This is a genomic window from Kitasatospora sp. NPDC004614, assembly GCF_042873675.1.
Classification (GTDB): Bacteria; Actinomycetota; Actinomycetes; order Streptomycetales; family Streptomycetaceae; genus Kitasatospora.
In genome coordinates this window covers 55,327-72,337 of sequence record NZ_JBIALR010000012.1, presented here as the reverse complement: position 1 = coordinate 72,337, position 17,011 = coordinate 55,327, and the positions used below count along the sequence as shown (strand labels likewise).

Below are 17,011 nucleotides of genomic sequence, written 5' to 3'. Positions count from 1 at the left end.
AGCGCCCCTTGACCGCAGGCGGTCCGCCTGCTCGCCGTCACCAAGCGCCTGTTGCCGCGCACCGGCTACCTTGCCGGGGACCGCGCCTACACCGATGCCCGGGTCGAGACCTTCCACCAGCCCGTCCGTGTGCTCGGCTGGGAACCCGTCCTGGACTGCCGCACCGACATGATCAAGCCCAAGCCATGGCTGGGCGTCATCGGTATGGCCGGCGACCTGTTGTGCCCGCACACCCCGCGAAGGGCCCTGAATGCCTACCACCTGATGGCCGCCCAGAAATCCAGCGACGGCCGCCAGAAGGTCCTCCGGCTCATCGAAGAAGCCGACCCCTACATCCTGCCGCTCAAGCAGCGGGCCAACGCCAAAGGCGACGAACGGCGGCAGTGCCCGGCCGCCGGCACCAGCCCGAAAGTCCAGTGCCCTTGGGCCGTCGAACGCGACCAACGCACCCGGCAGCAACGACGCGCGGCACCGCCCCGCCCCGTGATCGATCTGGACGCCCCCGCTCCCGCAGGACCCAACCTGCCGCGAAGCCGGTCGTCCGTGTCCCCGACAAGCCCATCCACCAGCGGCCCGATATCTGCCGACAGGCGACCATCGGCATTCCCATCGACCTGATGCCCAAACTGCGCCAGGACATCCCCTGGGGCCGCGCCACCTGGCAGAGCGCCTACCGGGGGCTCTGCGTAGCCACACCGAGGGCCTCAACGGCCGCGTCAAGGGCGTCGACACCTTCCTAGACCGGCCCGAGGTCCGCCAGAGCCGCGGACGCGTCGCCCAAACCCTCCTCGCAGCAGTCCAACTGATGGTGGAGAACCTCCGCACCATCGAGTCCTACCTGCGCGAGCGGCGCCTCTGGACCCCGGACGACCACACCCTCGTCGACATCACTGACACCCCGGACCCGCACCTCGACCCAGCCAAGGACGATCCCACCGTCACGGCGGCGGGAGAACCCGGAGCGGATCCACCCCGACCCGGCTAACCAACGCCCCGTCGTCGGCGCAAGCGAAGAGCAGAGCGAGCCGCCCCGTGGGACCACCAGCTCCCTGATCCCACGGGCACTTCGCCATGCCCGCACTCGCACCGCCAGCTCCGCTCAGCCGTCCCACGAAGCCGGAACACCGGCCCCACGAGCCCTTGCCAGACCCGCAAAGCAAAAGATCCCGTCCAGATTTGCCATCTGGACGGGATCTCGTGAACCTCCCACGACCTAGGTCGTGAACGGCCCGTTGGGTGGAGCTGAGGGGATTCGAACCCCTGACCCCCTCGATGCGAACGAGGTGCGCTACCGGACTGCGCCACAGCCCCAACAAGAAGAAACTCTATCACCCCTGGAGGGGTACTCATGACCATGGTCGCCGGGCGGCCGTGACTGGACGTTCGAAGCCCGGAAAACACGGACGCCCCGGCCACCTGGATCGATGGGCGGGGCGCTCGGAGGTGCGGGCTACTCGTTGGCGGCGCGGGGGCGGTACTCGGGGGCCGCCTGGTGGCCGGGCTCGCCGTACTGGTCGAACAGCGGGGTGGCGGCGGGACGGCCGGAGTCCCAGGTGTTCGGGGCGGCGAGGTCAAGGCCACGGTTGACCCGGGGGGCCACCGGCGCGGTGACGTAGGTGGGCAGCGGGACGGGGACGGGCTCCCAGGAGTCGGGTCCGGCCGCGGCGCGGGCGCGGACTCCGTCGACCCACTCCTCGTGCTCGGTCGCGTCGGCGAGGGCGCTGGCCCGGGCGGCGGGTTCGGTCGGGACGTCGATGCCGTGCGGCGCGGTCGCGGTGTCGGCCGTCCGGGCCCGCTCGCGTTCCCGCAGCCGCTCGGCGGCCTGCGCGGCCCGGACCCGGTCGAACTTGACCTCGTAGCGCTGCCGTTCGAGGCGGCGCAGGTGCCCGATGTAGAGGGTGAGCAGGATGCCGGGCACGGCCGGCACCCAGAGGAACGCGACACCGGCCACCGCGGCGACCACCGCACCGAGCGCGAAGGCGAGGAAGAGCATCGAGACCATCCGCCGCCGCCGGGCCAGCAGCCGGGCTCGCCGCTCGGCGGAGCGCCGCTCGTCCTGCTCGCCACGAGCGCCCTTCCCGGCCGAGGAGGCCGGCGGAACCGCCGAGGCAGGCGGCGCGGACGGGGCGGTGGCGACCGGCGGGACGGCAGCGGCGGGCGCGGTCTCCTCGGCGGTCGCGACCGGCCCGGCCGGCACGTCGGGCTCGGACCCGGACCCGGAGGCCGCCCCGGCGCCGTCCCATCCGGCGGGCCGGGTGGGGACGTCCGCGGGGTCGGCGAGGACCCCGTCCGGCTCCCCGGCGGGGTGCTGCTGGTCGGCGGTCTGTTCGCCGAGGGCTCGGGCCGCGCGCCGCTCCATGGCCGATCGCCCGGCCAGCAGGCGGATCGCGGTACTGAACCGTTCCGTCGGACGCGACTCGTTGAGCTCGTCCTGCCTGCGGAGCCACATCGGCACCAGATAGGCGGCCCAGGCCCCTACGATGACCGCGTAGATAAGGCCACTGCTGCTCACGTTTCACACGGTACGGGCGCGGGGTAAGGCGCTGCAGCAATTTGGGACGGCGTGTCGTCCGATCAAGCTGATTCTCAGACTATTTTGCCGCTATTTGTGGCGGCTCGCCCCGGCTCCGGCGCCCCGCCGATGCCATATCGATATCTACTATTCGAACAGATATTCAATTCTCCTGCGGAGGACCGCTCCTGAGGGAGTGCCAGCGCCGCAGCAGGCCGTCGGCGGCCTCGTCGGCGGTGAGCGCGTAGACCAGGTGGTCGCGCCAGTCGCCGTCGATGTGCAGATAGCGGGGGCGCATTCCCTCGGCGCGGAAGCCGAGTTTCTCCACCACCCGACGGCTGGGCCGGTTCTCGGGGCGGATGCACACCTCGATGCGGTGCAGGCCCAGGTCGCGGAAGCAGTGGTCGACGGCGAGCGCGACGGCGGTGGGCGTGATACCTCGGCCGGCCACCGCCTCGTCCACCCAGTAGCCGACGTTGGCGGAGCACATCGAGCCCCAGGTGATCCCGCCGACGGTCAACTGGCCGACCAGGCGGCCCCGGTAGACCACCACGAAGGGCAGCATCCGGCCGGCGGCGGCCTCCGCGCGCAGGTAGCGGACCATCTGCCGGAAGGTCGGCCGGGGCAGCGGGACGCGGCCGGGCGGGGCGGGCGGGACGGTGGCCTCCCAGCGGCGCAGCCACTCCCGGTTGCGCCGACTGACCTCCTGCCACTCGGCCTGGTCGCGGCGGCGGATGGGCCGCAGCACGATGTCGCCCTCGGCCAGTTCGACCGGCCAGCCCGCGTTCAGTGCGCACCGCCCGCGGGGCGCGGGTGGTCGCCGCCGGCCAACTGGTCGACGGCGTGCGGCAGCAGCGGGGCGAGCACCGCGAGGCCGTCGCGGACGCCACCGGTGGAGCCGGGCAGGTTGACGATCAGGGTGCGTCCGGCGAGGCCGGCCAGGCCGCGGGAGAGCGCCGAGGTGGGCACCTGCTCGCGGCCGTACGCGCGGATCGCCTCGGGGATGCCGGGGACCGTGCGGTCGATCACCCGGGCGGTCATCTCGGGCGTGAGGTCCTGCGGGGAGATGCCGGTGCCGCCGGTGGTGAGCACCACGTCGTACCCGGCGGCGACGGCCTCGCGGAGCACGGCCTCGACGGGGTCGCCGTCGGGGACGACCGTCGGGCCGTCGACCGCGAAGCCCATCTCCCGCAGTCCGGCGACCAGCAGGGGGCCGCCCTTGTCCTGGTACACGCCGGCCGCGGCCCGGTTGGAGACGGTGACGGCGAGCGCCCTCATCGGGCGTCCTCCCGCACCCAGTCGCCGCTCTTGCCGCCGGTCTTGCTGAGCACCCGGACGTCCTCGATGGCGGCGGCCTTGTCGACGGCCTTGACCATGTCGATGACCGTGAGCGCGGCGGTGGCGACGGCGGTGAGCGCCTCCATCTCGACGCCGGTGCGGTCGGCGGTGCGGACGGTGGCGGTGATCTCCACGGCGGTGTCGGTGACCGTCAGGTCGACGGTGGTGCCGGTGAGCGCGATCGGGTGGCAGAGCGGGATCAGGTCGGGCGTCCGCTTGGCGCCCATGATGCCGGCGATCCGGGCGACGGCGAGCGCGTCGCCCTTGGGGACGCCCTCGCCGCGCAGCAGCTCGACCACCCGGGGGGCGACCCGGACGCGGCCGGCCGCCACCGCGACCCGGGTGGTGGTGGCCTTCTCGGAGACGTCGACCATCCGGGCGGCGCCGGTGTGGTCGACGTGCGTGAGGCGGTCGCCGGGGGGTGTGTCGGTCACGAATGGGCTCCAGTAACACGGTGCGAATCTCGCGCTACCGTACCGCCCCGCGCGGGTCAGTCCGTGAGAAGGAGCACATCGACGGGGCTGCCGGCCGCCAGTGCGGTGGTGTCCTCGGGCACCGTGATCAGGCAGTCGGCCTGGGCCAGCGCCCCGACCAGGTGCGATCCTTCGCCACCGACCGGACCGACCGTGCCGTCCGCCGGGCGGTACCGTCCGCGCAGGTACTGCCGCCGTCCGGCCGGGGAGCGCAGCGCGGCGGTGGTGGTGGCGCGCACCACGGGGCGGTGCACGTCGGGGGCGCCGAGCATGGTGCGGATGACGGGGCGGACGAACAACTCGAACGAGATGTACGCACTCACCGGGTTGCCGGGCAGCGCGAGCAGCGGCACGCCCCGCTCGCCGCCGATCCGGCCGTAGCCCTGCGGCTTGCCGGGCTGCATCCTCAGCCGCCGGAAGTCCACGCCGGCGTAGTCGGCGAACACCTCCTTGACCACGTCGTACGCGCCGACGGAGACGCCGCCGCTGGTGACGATCAGGTCGGCCCGGCCGAGCTGGTCCTCCAGTACCGCGCGGAGAGTTGACGCCTCGTCGGGGACGCCGCCGACCCGGTAGGCGACGGCGCCGGCAGCGATCGCGGCGGCGGTCAGGGTGAAGGAGTTGGAGTCGTGGATCCGGCCGGGGCCGGTCTCCTCGCCGGGCTGGACGAGTTCGCTGCCGGTGGAGAGCACCACGACGCGCGGCCGGGGGCGGACCCGGACGGTGGCCCGGCCGATCGCGGCCAGCAGGCCGATCTGGGTGGGGCCGAGCACGGTGCCGGCCTCCAGCACGGTGTCCCCGGCGGTGACGTCGCTGCCGCGGCGGCGAATGAACGCGCCCTCGGAGACCGGGCGCAGCACCCGCACCTCGGTGCCCTCGTCGGCGCCGCCCATCGCGTCGGCGGCCTGCCCGGTGCCGGTGCCGCCGTCGGTCCACTCGACCGGGGCGACGGCCTCGGCGCCGGGCGGGACGGGGGCGCCGGTCATGATCCGGGCGGCCTGGCCGGGGCCGACCTTGGGCAGGTCGCCGGCCCCGGCGGCGATGTCGCCGACCACGGCGAGCACCGACGGGTACTGCCCGGTGGCCCGCACGGTGTCGGCGGTGCGCAGCGCGTAGCCGTCCATCGAGCTGTTGTCGAACGGCGGCAGGTCGGCGCCGGCCCGCACGTCCTCGGCGAGCCGGCAGCCCTGGGCGTCGAGCAGCCGCAGTTCGATGGGCGGCAGCGGGGCGGCCGCGAAGAGCACGTCGGCGAGGTGTTCGTCGACACTCCACAGGCGCGGCGAGGCCGGGGAGCCGGCGCCCTCTCCGCAGGGGTCGTGCTTCCCGGTCATCGCCTCACGCTCGCCTTCGTGGTGGGTCAGCCCTGCATCTCGGCGGCGACGAACTGCCGCAGCCAGGTCCGGAATTCGGGGCCGAGGTCCTCGCGCTCGGCGGCCAGCCGGACGATCGCGCGCAGGTAGTCGGCGCGGTCGCCGGTGTCGTAGCGGCGGCCCTTGAACAGCACACCGTAGACCGGGCCGCCGGCGTTCTCGTCGCGGGTGGCGAGTTCGCGCAGCGCGTCGGTCAGCTGGATCTCGCCGCCGCGGCCGGGCGGGGTCTCGCGCAGCACGTCGAAGACGGCCGGGTCGAGCACGTAGCGGCCGATGACCGCGTAGTTGGACGGGGCGTCGGCGGTGTCGGGCTTCTCGACCAGGTCGGTCACCTGGAAGACGTCCTCGCCGAAGCCGTTGGGCTTGACGGCGGCGCAGCCGTACAGGTGGATCTGCGCGGGGTCGACCTCCATCAGCGCGACCACGGAGCCGCCGAGTTCCTGCTGCACCTCGATCATGCGGGCCAGCAGCGGGTCCCGGGGGTCGATCAGGTCGTCGCCGAGCAGGACGGCGAACGGCTGGCCCGCGACGTGCTGTTCGGCGACCGAGACGGCGTGGCCGAGGCCCTTCGGGTCGCCCTGGCGGACGTAGTGCATGTTGGCCAGCTGCACGGACTCCTGGACGCGGCGCAGACGGTCGTGGTCGCCCTTGCGGGTGAGCAGCTCCTCCAGCTCGTACGCGCGGTCGAAGTGGTCTTCCAGAGCACGCTTGTTGCGACCGGTGACCATCAGTATGTCGGACAGACCGGCCGAGGCGGCCTCCTCCACGACGTACTGGATGGCCGGCTTGTCGACGACCGGGAGCATCTCCTTCGGCGTGGCCTTGGTGGCGGGGAGGAACCTGGTGCCGAGGCCGGCAGCGGGGACGACTGCCTTGGTGACCGGCGTGCGGGCGTGCTTGTTCGTCATGCGTCGACCTTACTAAGGCAGGAACTCCACCCCGCTGAGAGGCGGATGAATCGTCGGTCAGGGCCGGTCACCGGTCGTATGGGGGCCGACGGTGGCCACGGGCGGGGCGAGGGGGTTCCCGCCGGGGCCGGAAAACACCTTACCGGGCACCGGTGAAGCGTCCGGACCGCTCGACGCGGGCGGGCCGGACGGAGCGGGGCGCCAGCAGTCGCCGCCGGCCGCCCTGGCCTCGGCGAGCGCGCGGTCGGCGGCCCGCAGCAGGACGGCGGCGTGCGCGCCGTCCCGGGGCAGTACGGCCAGGCCGATCGCGGCGGTCAGCCCGCTGCGGGCCTCCGGGTCGGCCGGCTCGCCAGGGTGACGGTCGGTCAGGCGGTGCCGGCGCACCGACCAGCAGAGCCGCTCGGCGACCTGGGCGGCGCCCTCCGGGGCGGTGTCGGGCAGCAGTACCAGGAACTCCTCGCCGCCGTATCGGCCCAGCGTGTCGCAGCTGCGGATCTCCACGGCCAGCCGCTGGGCGAGGTCGCGCAGCATCCCGTTGGCGCGCGAGCGGCCGTGCTCGGCGACCAGCGCGTCGAAGCCGACGAGCTCCACCATCAGCACCGACAGCGGGCGCGGGTCGACGGCGGTGGCCTCGGCCCGGCGGGCCCGTTCGATCTCCTGGTCCAGGGTGAGCTGGAGGTGCCGGTAGTTCCACACCCCGGTGAGCGGGTCGCAGGACGCGGTGCGGCGCAGCTCGTCCCGTTCCGCCGTCAGTTCCGCGATCTTCGCCAGAAGTTCCGTCTCCCTGCCGCCGGGCGCGGCCCCGGCCCCGCGGCGGCGCAGCGCCGCGACGCCGGCGGCGACCGGGGCGGCCGCGCCGAGCACGGCCAGGGCCTGGAGCAGGAGCGGGGTGGGCATGCGGCGGCCTCGACGTGTCAGGCTCGTGTCACTGCGAATGACGGAGCCGAAGGGATACGGATGGTGTCTGCGGATCAGTTGTCCAACGACAAGGCGGCGCTCAGGTCACGGCTGCTCGCCGAACGGCGGGCCCTCACCGCCGAACAGCGGGCCGCCGCGGCCCGGGCGCTGGCGGAGCACGCGACGGAGCTGGTGCCGCCGGGCGGCACCGTCGCCGCGTACGTCTCGGTCGGCGCCGAACCCGGCACCCGCCCGCTGCTGGCCGCGCTGGCGGCCGCCGGGGCGCGGGTCCTGCTACCGGTCCTGCTGCCGGACAACGACCTCGACTGGGCCCCCTACGAGAGCGAGGCCCGGCTGGCACCCGCCACCCGCGGGCTGCTCGAACCGCTCGCCGACCGCCTCGGCCCCGACGCCGTCCGCGAGGCCGACGTCGTCCTGCTCCCCGGCCTGGCCGTCGACGCCCGCGGCATCCGGCTCGGCCGCGGCGGCGGCTCCTACGACCGCGTCCTGGCCCGCCTCGCCCGCGCCGGCGCCCACCCGCTGCTGGCCACCCTGCTCTACCCGCACGAGCTCCTCCCCGCTGTCCCCGCCGAACCCCACGACCTCCCGGTCCACGCCGTGGTCACCCCGGCCGGCGTGACCCGCTTCGCGGACTGACCGCGGGGAACGCCGGAGGCAGGGTGGCACGGAGGTCGGCAGGGCCGCCGTTCCACCGGAAGCCGGCGTGCCGGCCCGCCGCAGGCGGCCACCGTCCGCGGCGCCGCTGTGCCCCGCGCCGCTTTCCGGAGTTCCGCCCCGAAACGCGCCGGAGGCGGACCCCCTTGTCGTTGGGGGTCCGCCTCCGTTGGGGCAGGGGCTGTCAGCCGACGGTCAGGGTGAGGGTGTTCTTCCCGGACTTGGTGACGGCGTCCTTGGTGTAGGACCAGGGGAGGAGTTCGCCCTTGGCCCAGAGGTCGGTCTGGTCGTTGTAGTTGGGGTGGAAGGTGTGGCCGGAGGCGCCGCCGACGTTGATCCAGCGGGAGGCGTCGAAGTCGCTGAGGTCGACGACCATGCGCATCGAGGGGATCCAGTCGACGTCGTAGCCGGCGGCGGCGTTCCAGCCGGTGGCGTCGACCGCGGCGCTGCCGCCGGACATCTTGTACGGGCCCCGGTTGAGCAGCTTGTGGACGGCGGTGGAGGCGATCGACGAGTCGTCGGTACCGAGCGTGGGCTCCTGCAGGGTCAGCTGGTGGAGTCGGCCCCAGCTCCAGGTGGAGATGTCCTTGCCGAGGCGCGAGGTGAGGTCCTGGCGGGCGTCCTTGAGGGCCTCGGCGAGCAGCTTGTCCAGGCCGTGCTGCTGCTGGTGGTTGGAGTCGATGTAGTCCCACCACGGCGACTTGGGGTCGGTGAGCTGCTGGCGGACGACCTCCATCCAGCGGTCGCCGCCGTCGGGCTGGGCCAGCGAGGGCTTGCGGGTGCCGCACTCGGTGACGGCCTGCGCGGCGCCGCCGAGCGCGTCGTCGGGGAGCGTGTTGTCGCGCTTCTGGCGGACCAGCAGGCAGTCGCCCTCGACCCGCAGGTCGGCCGGGAACTTCTGGCCGAAGGAGAGCATCAGCAGGTTCCGCCAGACGCCGTTGTAGTACGCGGCGGCGGCGGAGTCGGCGTCCTGGTGGTAGTTCCAGTCCTTCAGCAGGTCCTGGGCCTCGCGCACGTACGGGTCGTCGATCTGGACCTTGAGCAGCAGCGGGACGAGTTCCTTGGCGAGCACGCTGGTGTTGTCGAGCTGCATGGACTGCATGTCGTTGAGGGAGATCTTGCCGCCGTTCTTCAGCTTCGACTGAATCTGGTCGGTGATCTCCTTGGCGCGGGTGCCGTACTCCCAGTCCTTGGTGAGCAGCGGCTTGTAGGTGTCGTCGACGACGGCCTGGTTGGCCGTGACGATGTAGCCCTCGGGCGGGTTGTACGCGTAGGGCAGCGACTTGAACGGCAGGTAGTTCGCGTTCCAGGCGTAGGTGGAGTCCCAGCCGGGGGCGGGGTAGCGGCCGTCGCCCTTGCCGCGGACCGGGATCAGGCCGGGGGCCTGGTAGCCGATGTTGCCCTTGGTGTCGGCGTAGATCAGGTTCTGCGCGGGGACGGCGAAGTCCTGCGCGGCGGCCCGGAAGGTGGTGAAGTCGCTGGCCTTGTCGAGCTTGAAGACGGCGTCCATGGTCTTGCCGGGGACGAGCGCGGTCCAGCGCAGCGCGACGCCGTAGCCGGCCGCCCGGTCGGGGGCGGCGTTGCCGGCGGGCGCGTAGCTGCCGATCTTCTGGTCCTCGGAGGACTGGTCGGAGATCATCGGCATGCCGTCCTGCGTGGTGCGGACGGTGATGGTCCGGTCCGAGCCGCCGGCGACCTTGATGGTCTCCTTGCGGACGGTGAACTTCACGTCCTTGCCGTCGAGCAGGTAGGTGTCGGGGCCGGTGACCTTCTCCAGGTACAGGTCGGTGACGTCGGCGCCGAGGTTGGTGAAGCCCCAGGCGATGTCCTTGTTGTGGCCGATGACGACGCCCGGCATGCCGGCGAAGGTGTAGCCGGCCGTGTCGTAGGTGCAGGCGGCGGAGGCGGCGCGGCAGTGCAGGCCCATCTGGTACCAGATCGACGGCATGCCGGGGCCGAGGTGCGGGTCGTTGGCCAGCATCGGCTTGCCGGTGGTGGTGTTGGCGCCGGAGACGACCCAGGAGTTGGAGCCGATGCCCTGCCCGTTGGGGCCGAGCAGTTGCGGCATCTCGCCCATCTTGCCGGACAGGTCACCGAGCAGCTGCTGGGTCACGGCCCGGGCCTGAGCGGTGTTCACCGCGGCGGCGCTGCCGGGCTGGGCGGGCACGGTGGCGCCCTCGCCGGGGGTGTAGGTGCCGTCCGTGACGACCTTGCCGGTCTTCACGATGGTGCCGTTGCGGTCGTACGGGTAGTCCGGGTAGAGCTGGGCGATCTGCTCGGTGGTGAAGTTCTGCGTCAGCAGCGAGCGGTCGATCTCCTCCTGCATGTTGCCGGACAGGCTCCAGGCCATCGCCTTCAGCCAGGCCACCGAGTCGACCGGGTCCCACTTCTCGGGCGTGTAGCCGGAGTTGACGGCGCCGAGCAGCGCGTACTCGACCGAGGCGCCGGCCCCGCCGGGGTGCTCGGCCAGCCAGGCGTTCACGCCCTCGGTGTACGCGGTCAGGTTGCGCTTGGTCTCCTCGGACAGCGTGGTGTCCCACTCCTTCTGGGCCACCTGACGCCAGCCCATGGTGCGCAGGAAGCTGTCCTTCTCCACCGTGCCGGAGCCGAACATCTCGGAGAGCCGGCCGGCGGTGATGTGCCGTCGGACGTCCATCTCCCAGAACCGGTCCTGCGCCTGGACGTAGCCCTGGCCGCGGAACAGGTCGGCGTCGGTGTCGGCGTACAGCTGCGGGATGCCCTTGTCGTCGCGCACCACGTCCACCGGGGCGGACATGCCGGGCACCTTGACGGTGCCGCTGACCTGCGGGAACGACGAGCGGACGGTGTCCACTGCCCACCAGCCGCCGCCGGCCAGACCCGCTACCAGCAGCACGGCCAGCAGGATCACGATCAGACGTGCGCGCCGGAACTTCTTCGAGCGGGGCATCCGAGTCCTTGTATGAGGGAGCGTGCAGCCGTAACAGGTCACCACATTAGGGCGACGGCAGCGGCAGCTGTGCACGGGGGACACCGGCAGGGCTTCGCCGGTGCCGTTCGGACCCTATCGGGCCTGGATGAAAGGAGGGACTAGCGTAAAGATCAAGTAAAATGTTAGACTGAGTAACGATCCGTCAGCCGCCCTTCCTGCCCCGAGGTGCCCCTGCGTGACCGTTGACCACCTGAACGAGCTGCTTCTCGAGTCCGCCGTCATCCTGCTCGTCGCCGTCGGCGCCGTCAGGCTCTCCACCCGAACAGGACTGCCGTCACTGCTGCTGTACCTCGGCATCGGTGTCCTGCTCGGCCAGAACGGCATCGGCATAAGTTTCAACAACGCCGAACTCACTCAGGTCCTGGGCTACGCGGCCCTGGTGGTCATCCTCGCCGAGGGTGGACTCAAAACCAGCTGGAAGGCGATCAAACCGGTCGTACCGGCAGCCGCCGTGCTCGCCACCGTCGGCGTCGCGGTCTCGGTGTTCGTCACCGCCGCCGGCGCGCACTGGCTGGTCGGCCTGGAGTGGCGCACCGCGCTGCTGCTCGGCGCGATCGTCTCGTCCACCGACGCCGCGGCGGTCTTCTCGGTGCTGCGGACGGTCCCGCTGCCCAAGCGCCTCACCGGCCTGCTGGAGGCCGAGTCCGGCTTCAACGACGCGCCCGTGGTGATCCTGGTGGTGGCCTTCGCCACCACCGGCGAACTCGACTCCTGGTACGTGCTGCTCGGCACCATCGCCATGGAACTGGCGATCGGCGCGGCCGTCGGCCTCGCGGTCGGCAAGCTCGGCGCGTACGCGATGCGCCGGGTCGCGCTGCCCTCCTCCGGCCTGTACCCGATCGCGGTGCTCGGGCTGATCGTGCTCGCCTACGCGGGCGGCGCGCTGCTGCACGCCTCCGGCTTCCTGGCCGCGTACCTCGCCTCGGTGGTCCTCGGAAACTCCAAGCTGCCGCACGGCCCCGCGGTGCGCGGCTTCGCCGACGGACTCGCCTGGATCGGCCAGATCGGCATGTTCGTGCTGCTCGGCCTGCTGGTCACCCCCGCGAGCATGGGCTCGGCGATCATTCCGGGCCTGGTGGCCGGCACCGTGCTGGTGTTCGTCGCCCGGCCTCTGTCGGTGATGGTCAGCATGACGCCGTTCCGGATCTCCTGGCAGGAGCAGGCCCTGCTGTCCTGGGCCGGACTGCGCGGCGCCGTGCCCATCGTGCTCGCCACCATCCCGCTGGTGTCCGGCGCGGCCGACGCCGAGCAGCTGTTCAACGTGGTGTTCATCCTGGTCGTGGTCTTCACCCTGCTCCAGGGCCCGACGCTGCCGATGGTCGCCCGCTGGCTGAAGATCGGCGAGGGCGACATGGGCCAGGACCTGGACATCGAATCCGCCCCGCTGGAGAAGCTGCACGGCCACCTGCTGTCCGTGCAGCTGGCCGCCGGCTCCCGTATGTCCGGCGTCGAGGTCTCCGAGCTGCGCCTGCCCAAGGGCGCCGCCGTCACCCTGGTGGTCCGCGAGGGCTCCAGCTTCGTCCCGGAGCGGACGACGGTGCTGCGCGAGGGCGACGAACTGCTGGTGGTCACCACCGACGAGGTCTCGGAGGCCGCCGAACACCGGCTGCGCGCCGTCGACCAGGGCGGCAAGCTGGCCGGCTGGCTGCACAATGCCGAGGCTTCACCTTCCGTTCCCAGAAAGAAAGCGGGCTGAACCGCTAAGCTGAAGGCTGAAAACCCCGATTCCCCCGCATCTGCCTGATGCAGAGTCGGCGCGACCGCTCGGCGGCCGGGCCCCGAGGCGCACCGCCCGGGCCCGGTAACAACCCCGGTCGACGCGCGAGAGGACGACTCTCGGCGCCGGTCCCGGTTCCTTCTTGCTTGCCCGGTCCCGCGCTACCAGGCAGCAGAGAGGACCGACCGTGGCGGCCCGCCGACCGGTCGACGACACCACCTCCAACGGCTACGTGGCCCTGCTGCGCACCCCGCGCGTCTGGACCTTCCTGCTCCCCGCCCTGGTCGCCCGACTGCCGTACGCCATGCTCGGCCTCGGCATCGTGCTGCTGGTGCGCGACACCACCGGCTCCTACGGCCTGGCCGGCGCCGTCGCCGCGACCGCAGCCGTCTCGCAGGCCCTGATCGGCCCGCAGACCGGCCGGCTCGCCGACCGGCACGGCCAGGCCGCCGTGCTGGTCCCCGCCGTCCTGGTGCACGCCGCCGCGGTGGGCACGCTGATCGCGCTCGCCCACGGCGGCGCCCCCGAGTGGACGCTGTTCCTCGCCGCCGCCCCGGCCGGCGCCTCCGTGCCGCAGGTCGGCGCCATGGTCCGGGCCCGCTGGGTGAACCGGCTGAACCAGCGGCCCGCGCTGCTGAACACCGCGTTCGCCTTCGAGTCCGTCACCGACGAGTTCACCTTCGTGATCGGCCCGGTGCTGGCCACCGGCATCGCCACCGCGGTCAACCCGTCCGTCGGGCTGATCGCCGAGGCCACCCTCACCGTGATCGGCGGCCTGGCCTTCGCCGCCCGCCGCGGCACCGCCCCCGCCCCCAGCGGCCCCGCCGCCCCCGGCCTGCGCCGCGCCTCCGCACTGGCCTCCCCCGGCGTGCGACTGCTGGCCGGCGGGTTCCTCGGCCTCGGCACCGTCTTCGGTGCGCTCCAGGTCTCCATCACCGCCTTCGCCGAGGACGCCGGCACCCCCGGCCTCAGCGGCCCGGTCTACGGCCTGTTCGCGGCCGGCTCGATGGTCGCCGGCGTGCTCTACGGCCTGATCCCGTGGCGCAGCTCCGCCCGGCAGCGGATGCTCGCCTGCTACGCGCTGCTGGTGATCGGCTGCTCCACCCTGTGGGCGATGCCGAACCTGGTCTCGCTGGCGATCGCCGGCCTGTTCTGCGGCCTGGCCATCGCCCCCACCCTGATCACCGGCTACACCCTGGTGGAAACCCTGGTCGCGGACGGCGCCAAGACCGAGGCGTTCACCTGGCTGACCGGCGCCATCGGCCTCGGACTGGCGGTCGGCTCCACCGCCGCAGGCCAGCTGATCGACCACTCCGGGCCCTCGCTGGGCTTCGCCGTCGCGCTGATCGGCTCCGGCCTCGGCCTGGTGGCGATGGTCACGATGCGCGGCCTGCTGCTCGCTCCGGCCGCCCCCGGCCGTACGGTGGTTCACGGTGCCGACGCCCGTCAGGAGCCGGCCGGAGCGGGCCTGCGCGGCTGAGCCGCTGGACTCCACCAGCGGAATGCCGCATCATGGACCGTCGTTAGCACTCGTAGCGTGAGAGTGCCAGGGGGAGTGCAGGAGGAAGCGGAAAGTGCCCACGTACCAGTACCAGTGCACCGAGTGCGGCAACAGCCTCGAGGCGGTGCAGAAGTTCAGCGACGACGCGCTGACCACGTGCCCCGTCTGCCAGGGGAAGCTCCGTAAGGTCTTCTCGGCCGTGGGCGTGGTCTTCAAGGGCTCCGGCTTCTACCGCACCGACAGCCGCAGCAGCTCCAGCAGCTCGCTGAGCTCGTCATCCTCGGCCTCGTCGTCGTCCTCGTCGAGCACCTCGACCTCTTCTTCGTCGGCCTCGTCGTCGACCAGCAGCAGCTCGGCTCCGGCCGCGAGCTGATCGCCTGAAGCAGCAGCACGGCAGGCCCCGCCCGGTACCGACCGGGCGGGGCCTGCTGGCGTGTCCGGGGCGGTTACGCGGGTTCCTCCGGACGGCGGGGCGCGGCGCCTGCGGGGTGTGCTCCGAACGGCGCAGCGGTTCAGCCCTGCGGGTGACGGCGGTTTTCCACAGGGCCGGGTTATCCACAGGGTGGGGATATCGGCGGGCGAGGGCCGCGGGGCGGGCGCAGGATGACTGCCGCGACCCCGGTCGGGGCCGCCGTTCCCGAGGAAGGGCCTGCCGCCATGACCGCCTTCGTGCTTCCCCCGCTGCCCGCCGCGCCGGTGCCGCCGCGCCGCGAAGTGCCCGATTTTCCACCGATCCGGGGCACCGCGCGGGGCCGCCACCGCTTGCGGCAGGCCGTGCGCCGGCGTCCGGGCTTGCTCGCTATGGCCTGCCTGGCGCTGGCCGCCGCGTTCACCTCGGGCCCGCTGCGGCCCGCTCCCCCGCCCGGTCCGGGAGCCGCCGGATGCCCCCGGGCGTCAACCGGAGGGCTGTGGATTCACCCGTGACCTATGAGTACTGCCGCCGTTCGACGCGGCATGAAAGGCTTCAAGGAATTCCTGCTCCGCGGCAACGTGGTGGACCTGGCCGTCGCCGTCGTCATCGGTGCGGCCATCACCAACGTCGTCAATGCGTTCGTCAAGGGCGTCATCAACCCGCTCCTCGGGCTGATCGGCACCAAGGACCTGAACAGCTACGCGTCCTGCCTCCGGGGGCCGTGCTCGATGGACGCGAGCGGCAACGTGACCTCCGGCATCTTCATCCTGTGGGGCTCGGTGATCAGTGCCGTGATCAGTTTCATCATCATCGCCGCTGTCGTGTACTTCCTGATCGTCCTGCCGATGAACCACTTCATGGAGAAGCGGAAGACGGTCGAGGAAGAGGTACTGAGCGCCGAGGTGAAGGAGGTCCAGCTGCTCACCGAGATCCGCGACGCGCTGGTCAGCCGCTGAGGGCTGCGCTGCTACTTCTCGCCGTGGTGCGGGGGCCGCTGGTCGAGGTACCAGTCCAGCCCCCGCCCGCCCTGCGACTCACCCCAGCCGCGGTCGGTGTCGTCACTGGTCTGCTGCTCGAACGGGTCCTTGAAGACCAGTCGCGGCTTGGGCTTGTTCGTCTCGTCCTGCTCGGTCATTCGTCCACTCTAGAACCGACGGGCGCCCCCGCAGGGGCGCCCGAAGGACTGATCGTGCGTCGATGGTCACGCGGCTTCGAAGCCCGCGTGGTCGGCGATCTTCTTCAGCTCGGCCAGCGCGTGCTTCTCGATCTGCCGGATCCGCTCGCGCGTCAGGCCGTGCTGCTTGCCGACCTCCGTCAGCGTCCGCTCGCGGCCGTCCTCCATGCCGTAGCGGCTTCGGATGATGGAGGCGGTGCGGTCGTCGAGGCGGCCGATCAGACCGTCCAGCTCCTCGCGGCGGAGCATCACCAGCACGGCGTCTTCCGGCGAGACGGCTCCGGTGTCCTCCACCAGGTCTCCGAACTGGGTCTCGCCCTCGTCGTCGACCGCCATGTTCAGGCTGACCGGGTCACGGGCCCAGTCGAGTACGTCCTTGACCCGCTGCTCGGTGGTGTCCAGCTCGGCGGCGATCTCGGCGGGCTCGGGCTCGCGGCCCAGCTCCTTGGCCTTCTCGCGCTGCACCCGGCGGATCCGGCCGAGCTCCTCGACCAGGTGGACGGGCAGCCGGATGGTGCGGGACTGGTCGGCGATCGAGCGGGTGATCGCCTGGCGGATCCACCACGTCGCGTAGGTGGAGAACTTGAAGCCCTTGGAGTAGTCGAACTTCTCCACCGCACGGACCAGGCCGGCGTTGCCCTCCTGGATCAGGTCGAGCAGGGGGAGGCCGCTGCGCGGGTAGCGGCGGGCGACGGCGACCACCAGGCGCAGGTTGGAGCGGATGAAGACGTCCTTGGCGCGCTCGGCGTCGTCGGCTATCGCGCGGAGCTCCTCCGTGCTGGCGCCGTCGAGCTGTTCCTCCTCGTCCAGCAGGTGCTGGGCGAAGACTCCGGCCTCGATGCGCAGGGACAGCTCGACCTCCTCGGCGGCGTCGAGCAGGGGCGTCCTGGCGATCTCGTCGAGGTACATGCCGACCAGATCGCGGTCGGCTTCGAGGTTGGTCGGTCGGGCGGTGCGAGTCCGATCGGCCCTGTCGCGTACGACGGCACGGGTGGCCATGCTTGCTCCCTCACTGACGAGGCCGGGGGCGCTCCGTTCCGCCGCCTGGCACAACCGTGTGGGC

At 72.2% G+C, this 17,011-nt stretch carries 17 protein-coding genes and 1 tRNA gene; 7 read left to right on the top strand and 11 right to left on the bottom strand.

The genetic code is table 11. From position 1 onward, the window contains the following. Window positions 1-51: 51 nt before the first annotated feature. On the top strand, window positions 52-618 hold the full coding sequence (locus tag ACFYST_RS23645; protein ID WP_387865222.1) for a hypothetical protein: 567 nt from the start codon (window positions 52-54) through the stop codon (window positions 616-618). Between the two features lie 187 nt (window positions 619-805). After that, window positions 806-985, top strand: a complete 180-nt coding sequence (locus ACFYST_RS23640) for a hypothetical protein (protein WP_387865220.1) — start codon at window positions 806-808, stop codon at window positions 983-985. 252 nt (window positions 986-1,237) lie between these two features. Here the strand turns inward: ACFYST_RS23640 and ACFYST_RS23635 are convergent. The 8 genes from ACFYST_RS23635 to ACFYST_RS23600 all read right to left on the bottom strand — a co-directional run bounded on the left by ACFYST_RS23635 (window position 1,238) and on the right by ACFYST_RS23600 (window position 7,498). Continuing rightward, window positions 1,238-1,311, bottom strand: a tRNA-Ala gene (locus tag ACFYST_RS23635). Window positions 1,312-1,450: 139 nt separating this feature from the next. Further along, a complete protein-coding gene (gene glpR, locus ACFYST_RS23630; RefSeq protein ID WP_387638212.1) occupies window positions 1,451-2,512 on the bottom strand; it encodes a gephyrin-like molybdotransferase receptor GlpR in 1,062 nt (353 codons plus the stop codon). 163 nt (window positions 2,513-2,675) lie between these two features. After that, on the bottom strand, window positions 2,676-3,302 hold the full coding sequence (locus ACFYST_RS23625) for a GNAT family N-acetyltransferase (RefSeq protein WP_387638878.1): 627 nt from the start codon (window positions 3,300-3,302) through the stop codon (window positions 2,676-2,678). Continuing rightward, on the bottom strand, window positions 3,299-3,790 hold the full coding sequence (locus ACFYST_RS23620; protein WP_387865217.1) for a molybdenum cofactor biosynthesis protein B: 492 nt from the start codon (window positions 3,788-3,790) through the stop codon (window positions 3,299-3,301). Before ACFYST_RS23620 ends, ACFYST_RS23625 begins: the two co-directional genes overlap by 4 nt. Continuing rightward, window positions 3,787-4,224 carry a cyclic pyranopterin monophosphate synthase MoaC gene (gene moaC / locus ACFYST_RS23615; RefSeq protein ID WP_387638881.1) on the bottom strand — a complete coding sequence of 146 codons (438 nt, stop codon included), beginning with the start codon at window positions 4,222-4,224 and terminating at the stop codon, window positions 3,787-3,789. The genes ACFYST_RS23620 and moaC overlap by 4 nt, the downstream gene beginning before the upstream one ends. A gap of 116 nt (window positions 4,225-4,340) precedes the next feature. Beyond that, window positions 4,341-5,654, bottom strand: a complete 1,314-nt coding sequence (gene glp / locus ACFYST_RS23610; protein WP_387865214.1) for a gephyrin-like molybdotransferase Glp — start codon at window positions 5,652-5,654, stop codon at window positions 4,341-4,343. A gap of 26 nt (window positions 5,655-5,680) precedes the next feature. Beyond that, window positions 5,681-6,601 carry a UTP--glucose-1-phosphate uridylyltransferase GalU gene (galU, locus tag ACFYST_RS23605; protein ID WP_387638219.1) on the bottom strand — a complete coding sequence of 307 codons (921 nt, stop codon included), beginning with the start codon at window positions 6,599-6,601 and terminating at the stop codon, window positions 5,681-5,683. A 57-nt stretch (window positions 6,602-6,658) separates the two neighbouring features. Continuing rightward, the gene (locus tag ACFYST_RS23600) at window positions 6,659-7,498 is read right to left on the bottom strand and encodes a GGDEF domain-containing protein (protein ID WP_387638221.1); all 840 of its coding nucleotides are present in this window, start codon (window positions 7,496-7,498) and stop codon (window positions 6,659-6,661) included. A 60-nt stretch (window positions 7,499-7,558) separates the two neighbouring features. On the opposite strand from ACFYST_RS23600, the gene ACFYST_RS23595 reads away from it, so the two are divergent. After that, complete coding sequence (locus ACFYST_RS23595; protein ID WP_387638223.1) at window positions 7,559-8,155, top strand: 5-formyltetrahydrofolate cyclo-ligase; 597 nt, start codon at window positions 7,559-7,561, stop codon at window positions 8,153-8,155. A 202-nt stretch (window positions 8,156-8,357) separates the two neighbouring features. Here ACFYST_RS23595 and ACFYST_RS23590 read toward each other — a convergent pair whose 3' ends face one another. After that, window positions 8,358-11,102: a penicillin acylase family protein gene (locus ACFYST_RS23590; RefSeq protein ID WP_387865211.1), complete on the bottom strand. Its 2,745-nt coding sequence runs from the start codon at window positions 11,100-11,102 to the stop codon at window positions 8,358-8,360. 217 nt (window positions 11,103-11,319) lie between these two features. On the opposite strand from ACFYST_RS23590, the gene ACFYST_RS23585 reads away from it, so the two are divergent. From ACFYST_RS23585 to mscL, 4 genes are all read left to right on the top strand, one after another. Further along, window positions 11,320-12,840 carry a potassium/proton antiporter gene (locus ACFYST_RS23585; protein WP_387865209.1) on the top strand — a complete coding sequence of 507 codons (1,521 nt, stop codon included), beginning with the start codon at window positions 11,320-11,322 and terminating at the stop codon, window positions 12,838-12,840. A gap of 208 nt (window positions 12,841-13,048) precedes the next feature. Further along, window positions 13,049-14,341, top strand: coding sequence for an MFS transporter (locus tag ACFYST_RS23580; protein WP_387865208.1), 1,293 nt, complete (start codon window positions 13,049-13,051; stop codon window positions 14,339-14,341). A gap of 94 nt (window positions 14,342-14,435) precedes the next feature. Then, window positions 14,436-14,735: an FmdB family zinc ribbon protein gene (locus ACFYST_RS23575; protein ID WP_387638235.1), complete on the top strand. Its 300-nt coding sequence runs from the start codon at window positions 14,436-14,438 to the stop codon at window positions 14,733-14,735. Between the two features lie 554 nt (window positions 14,736-15,289). After that, window positions 15,290-15,730 (top strand): large conductance mechanosensitive channel protein MscL, encoded by a 441-nt coding sequence (gene mscL / locus ACFYST_RS23570; protein ID WP_387638238.1) that lies wholly within the window; start codon window positions 15,290-15,292, stop codon window positions 15,728-15,730. Window positions 15,731-15,741: 11 nt separating this feature from the next. Here the strand turns inward: mscL and ACFYST_RS23565 are convergent, their stop codons facing one another. Together ACFYST_RS23565 and ACFYST_RS23560 are read right to left on the bottom strand one after the other, a co-directional pair. Further along, window positions 15,742-15,909 carry a hypothetical protein gene (locus tag ACFYST_RS23565; protein WP_387638240.1) on the bottom strand — a complete coding sequence of 56 codons (168 nt, stop codon included), beginning with the start codon at window positions 15,907-15,909 and terminating at the stop codon, window positions 15,742-15,744. Window positions 15,910-15,975: 66 nt separating this feature from the next. Then, a complete protein-coding gene (locus tag ACFYST_RS23560) occupies window positions 15,976-16,947 on the bottom strand; it encodes a sigma-70 family RNA polymerase sigma factor (protein ID WP_387638242.1) in 972 nt (323 codons plus the stop codon). Window positions 16,948-17,011: the final 64 nt, after the last annotated feature.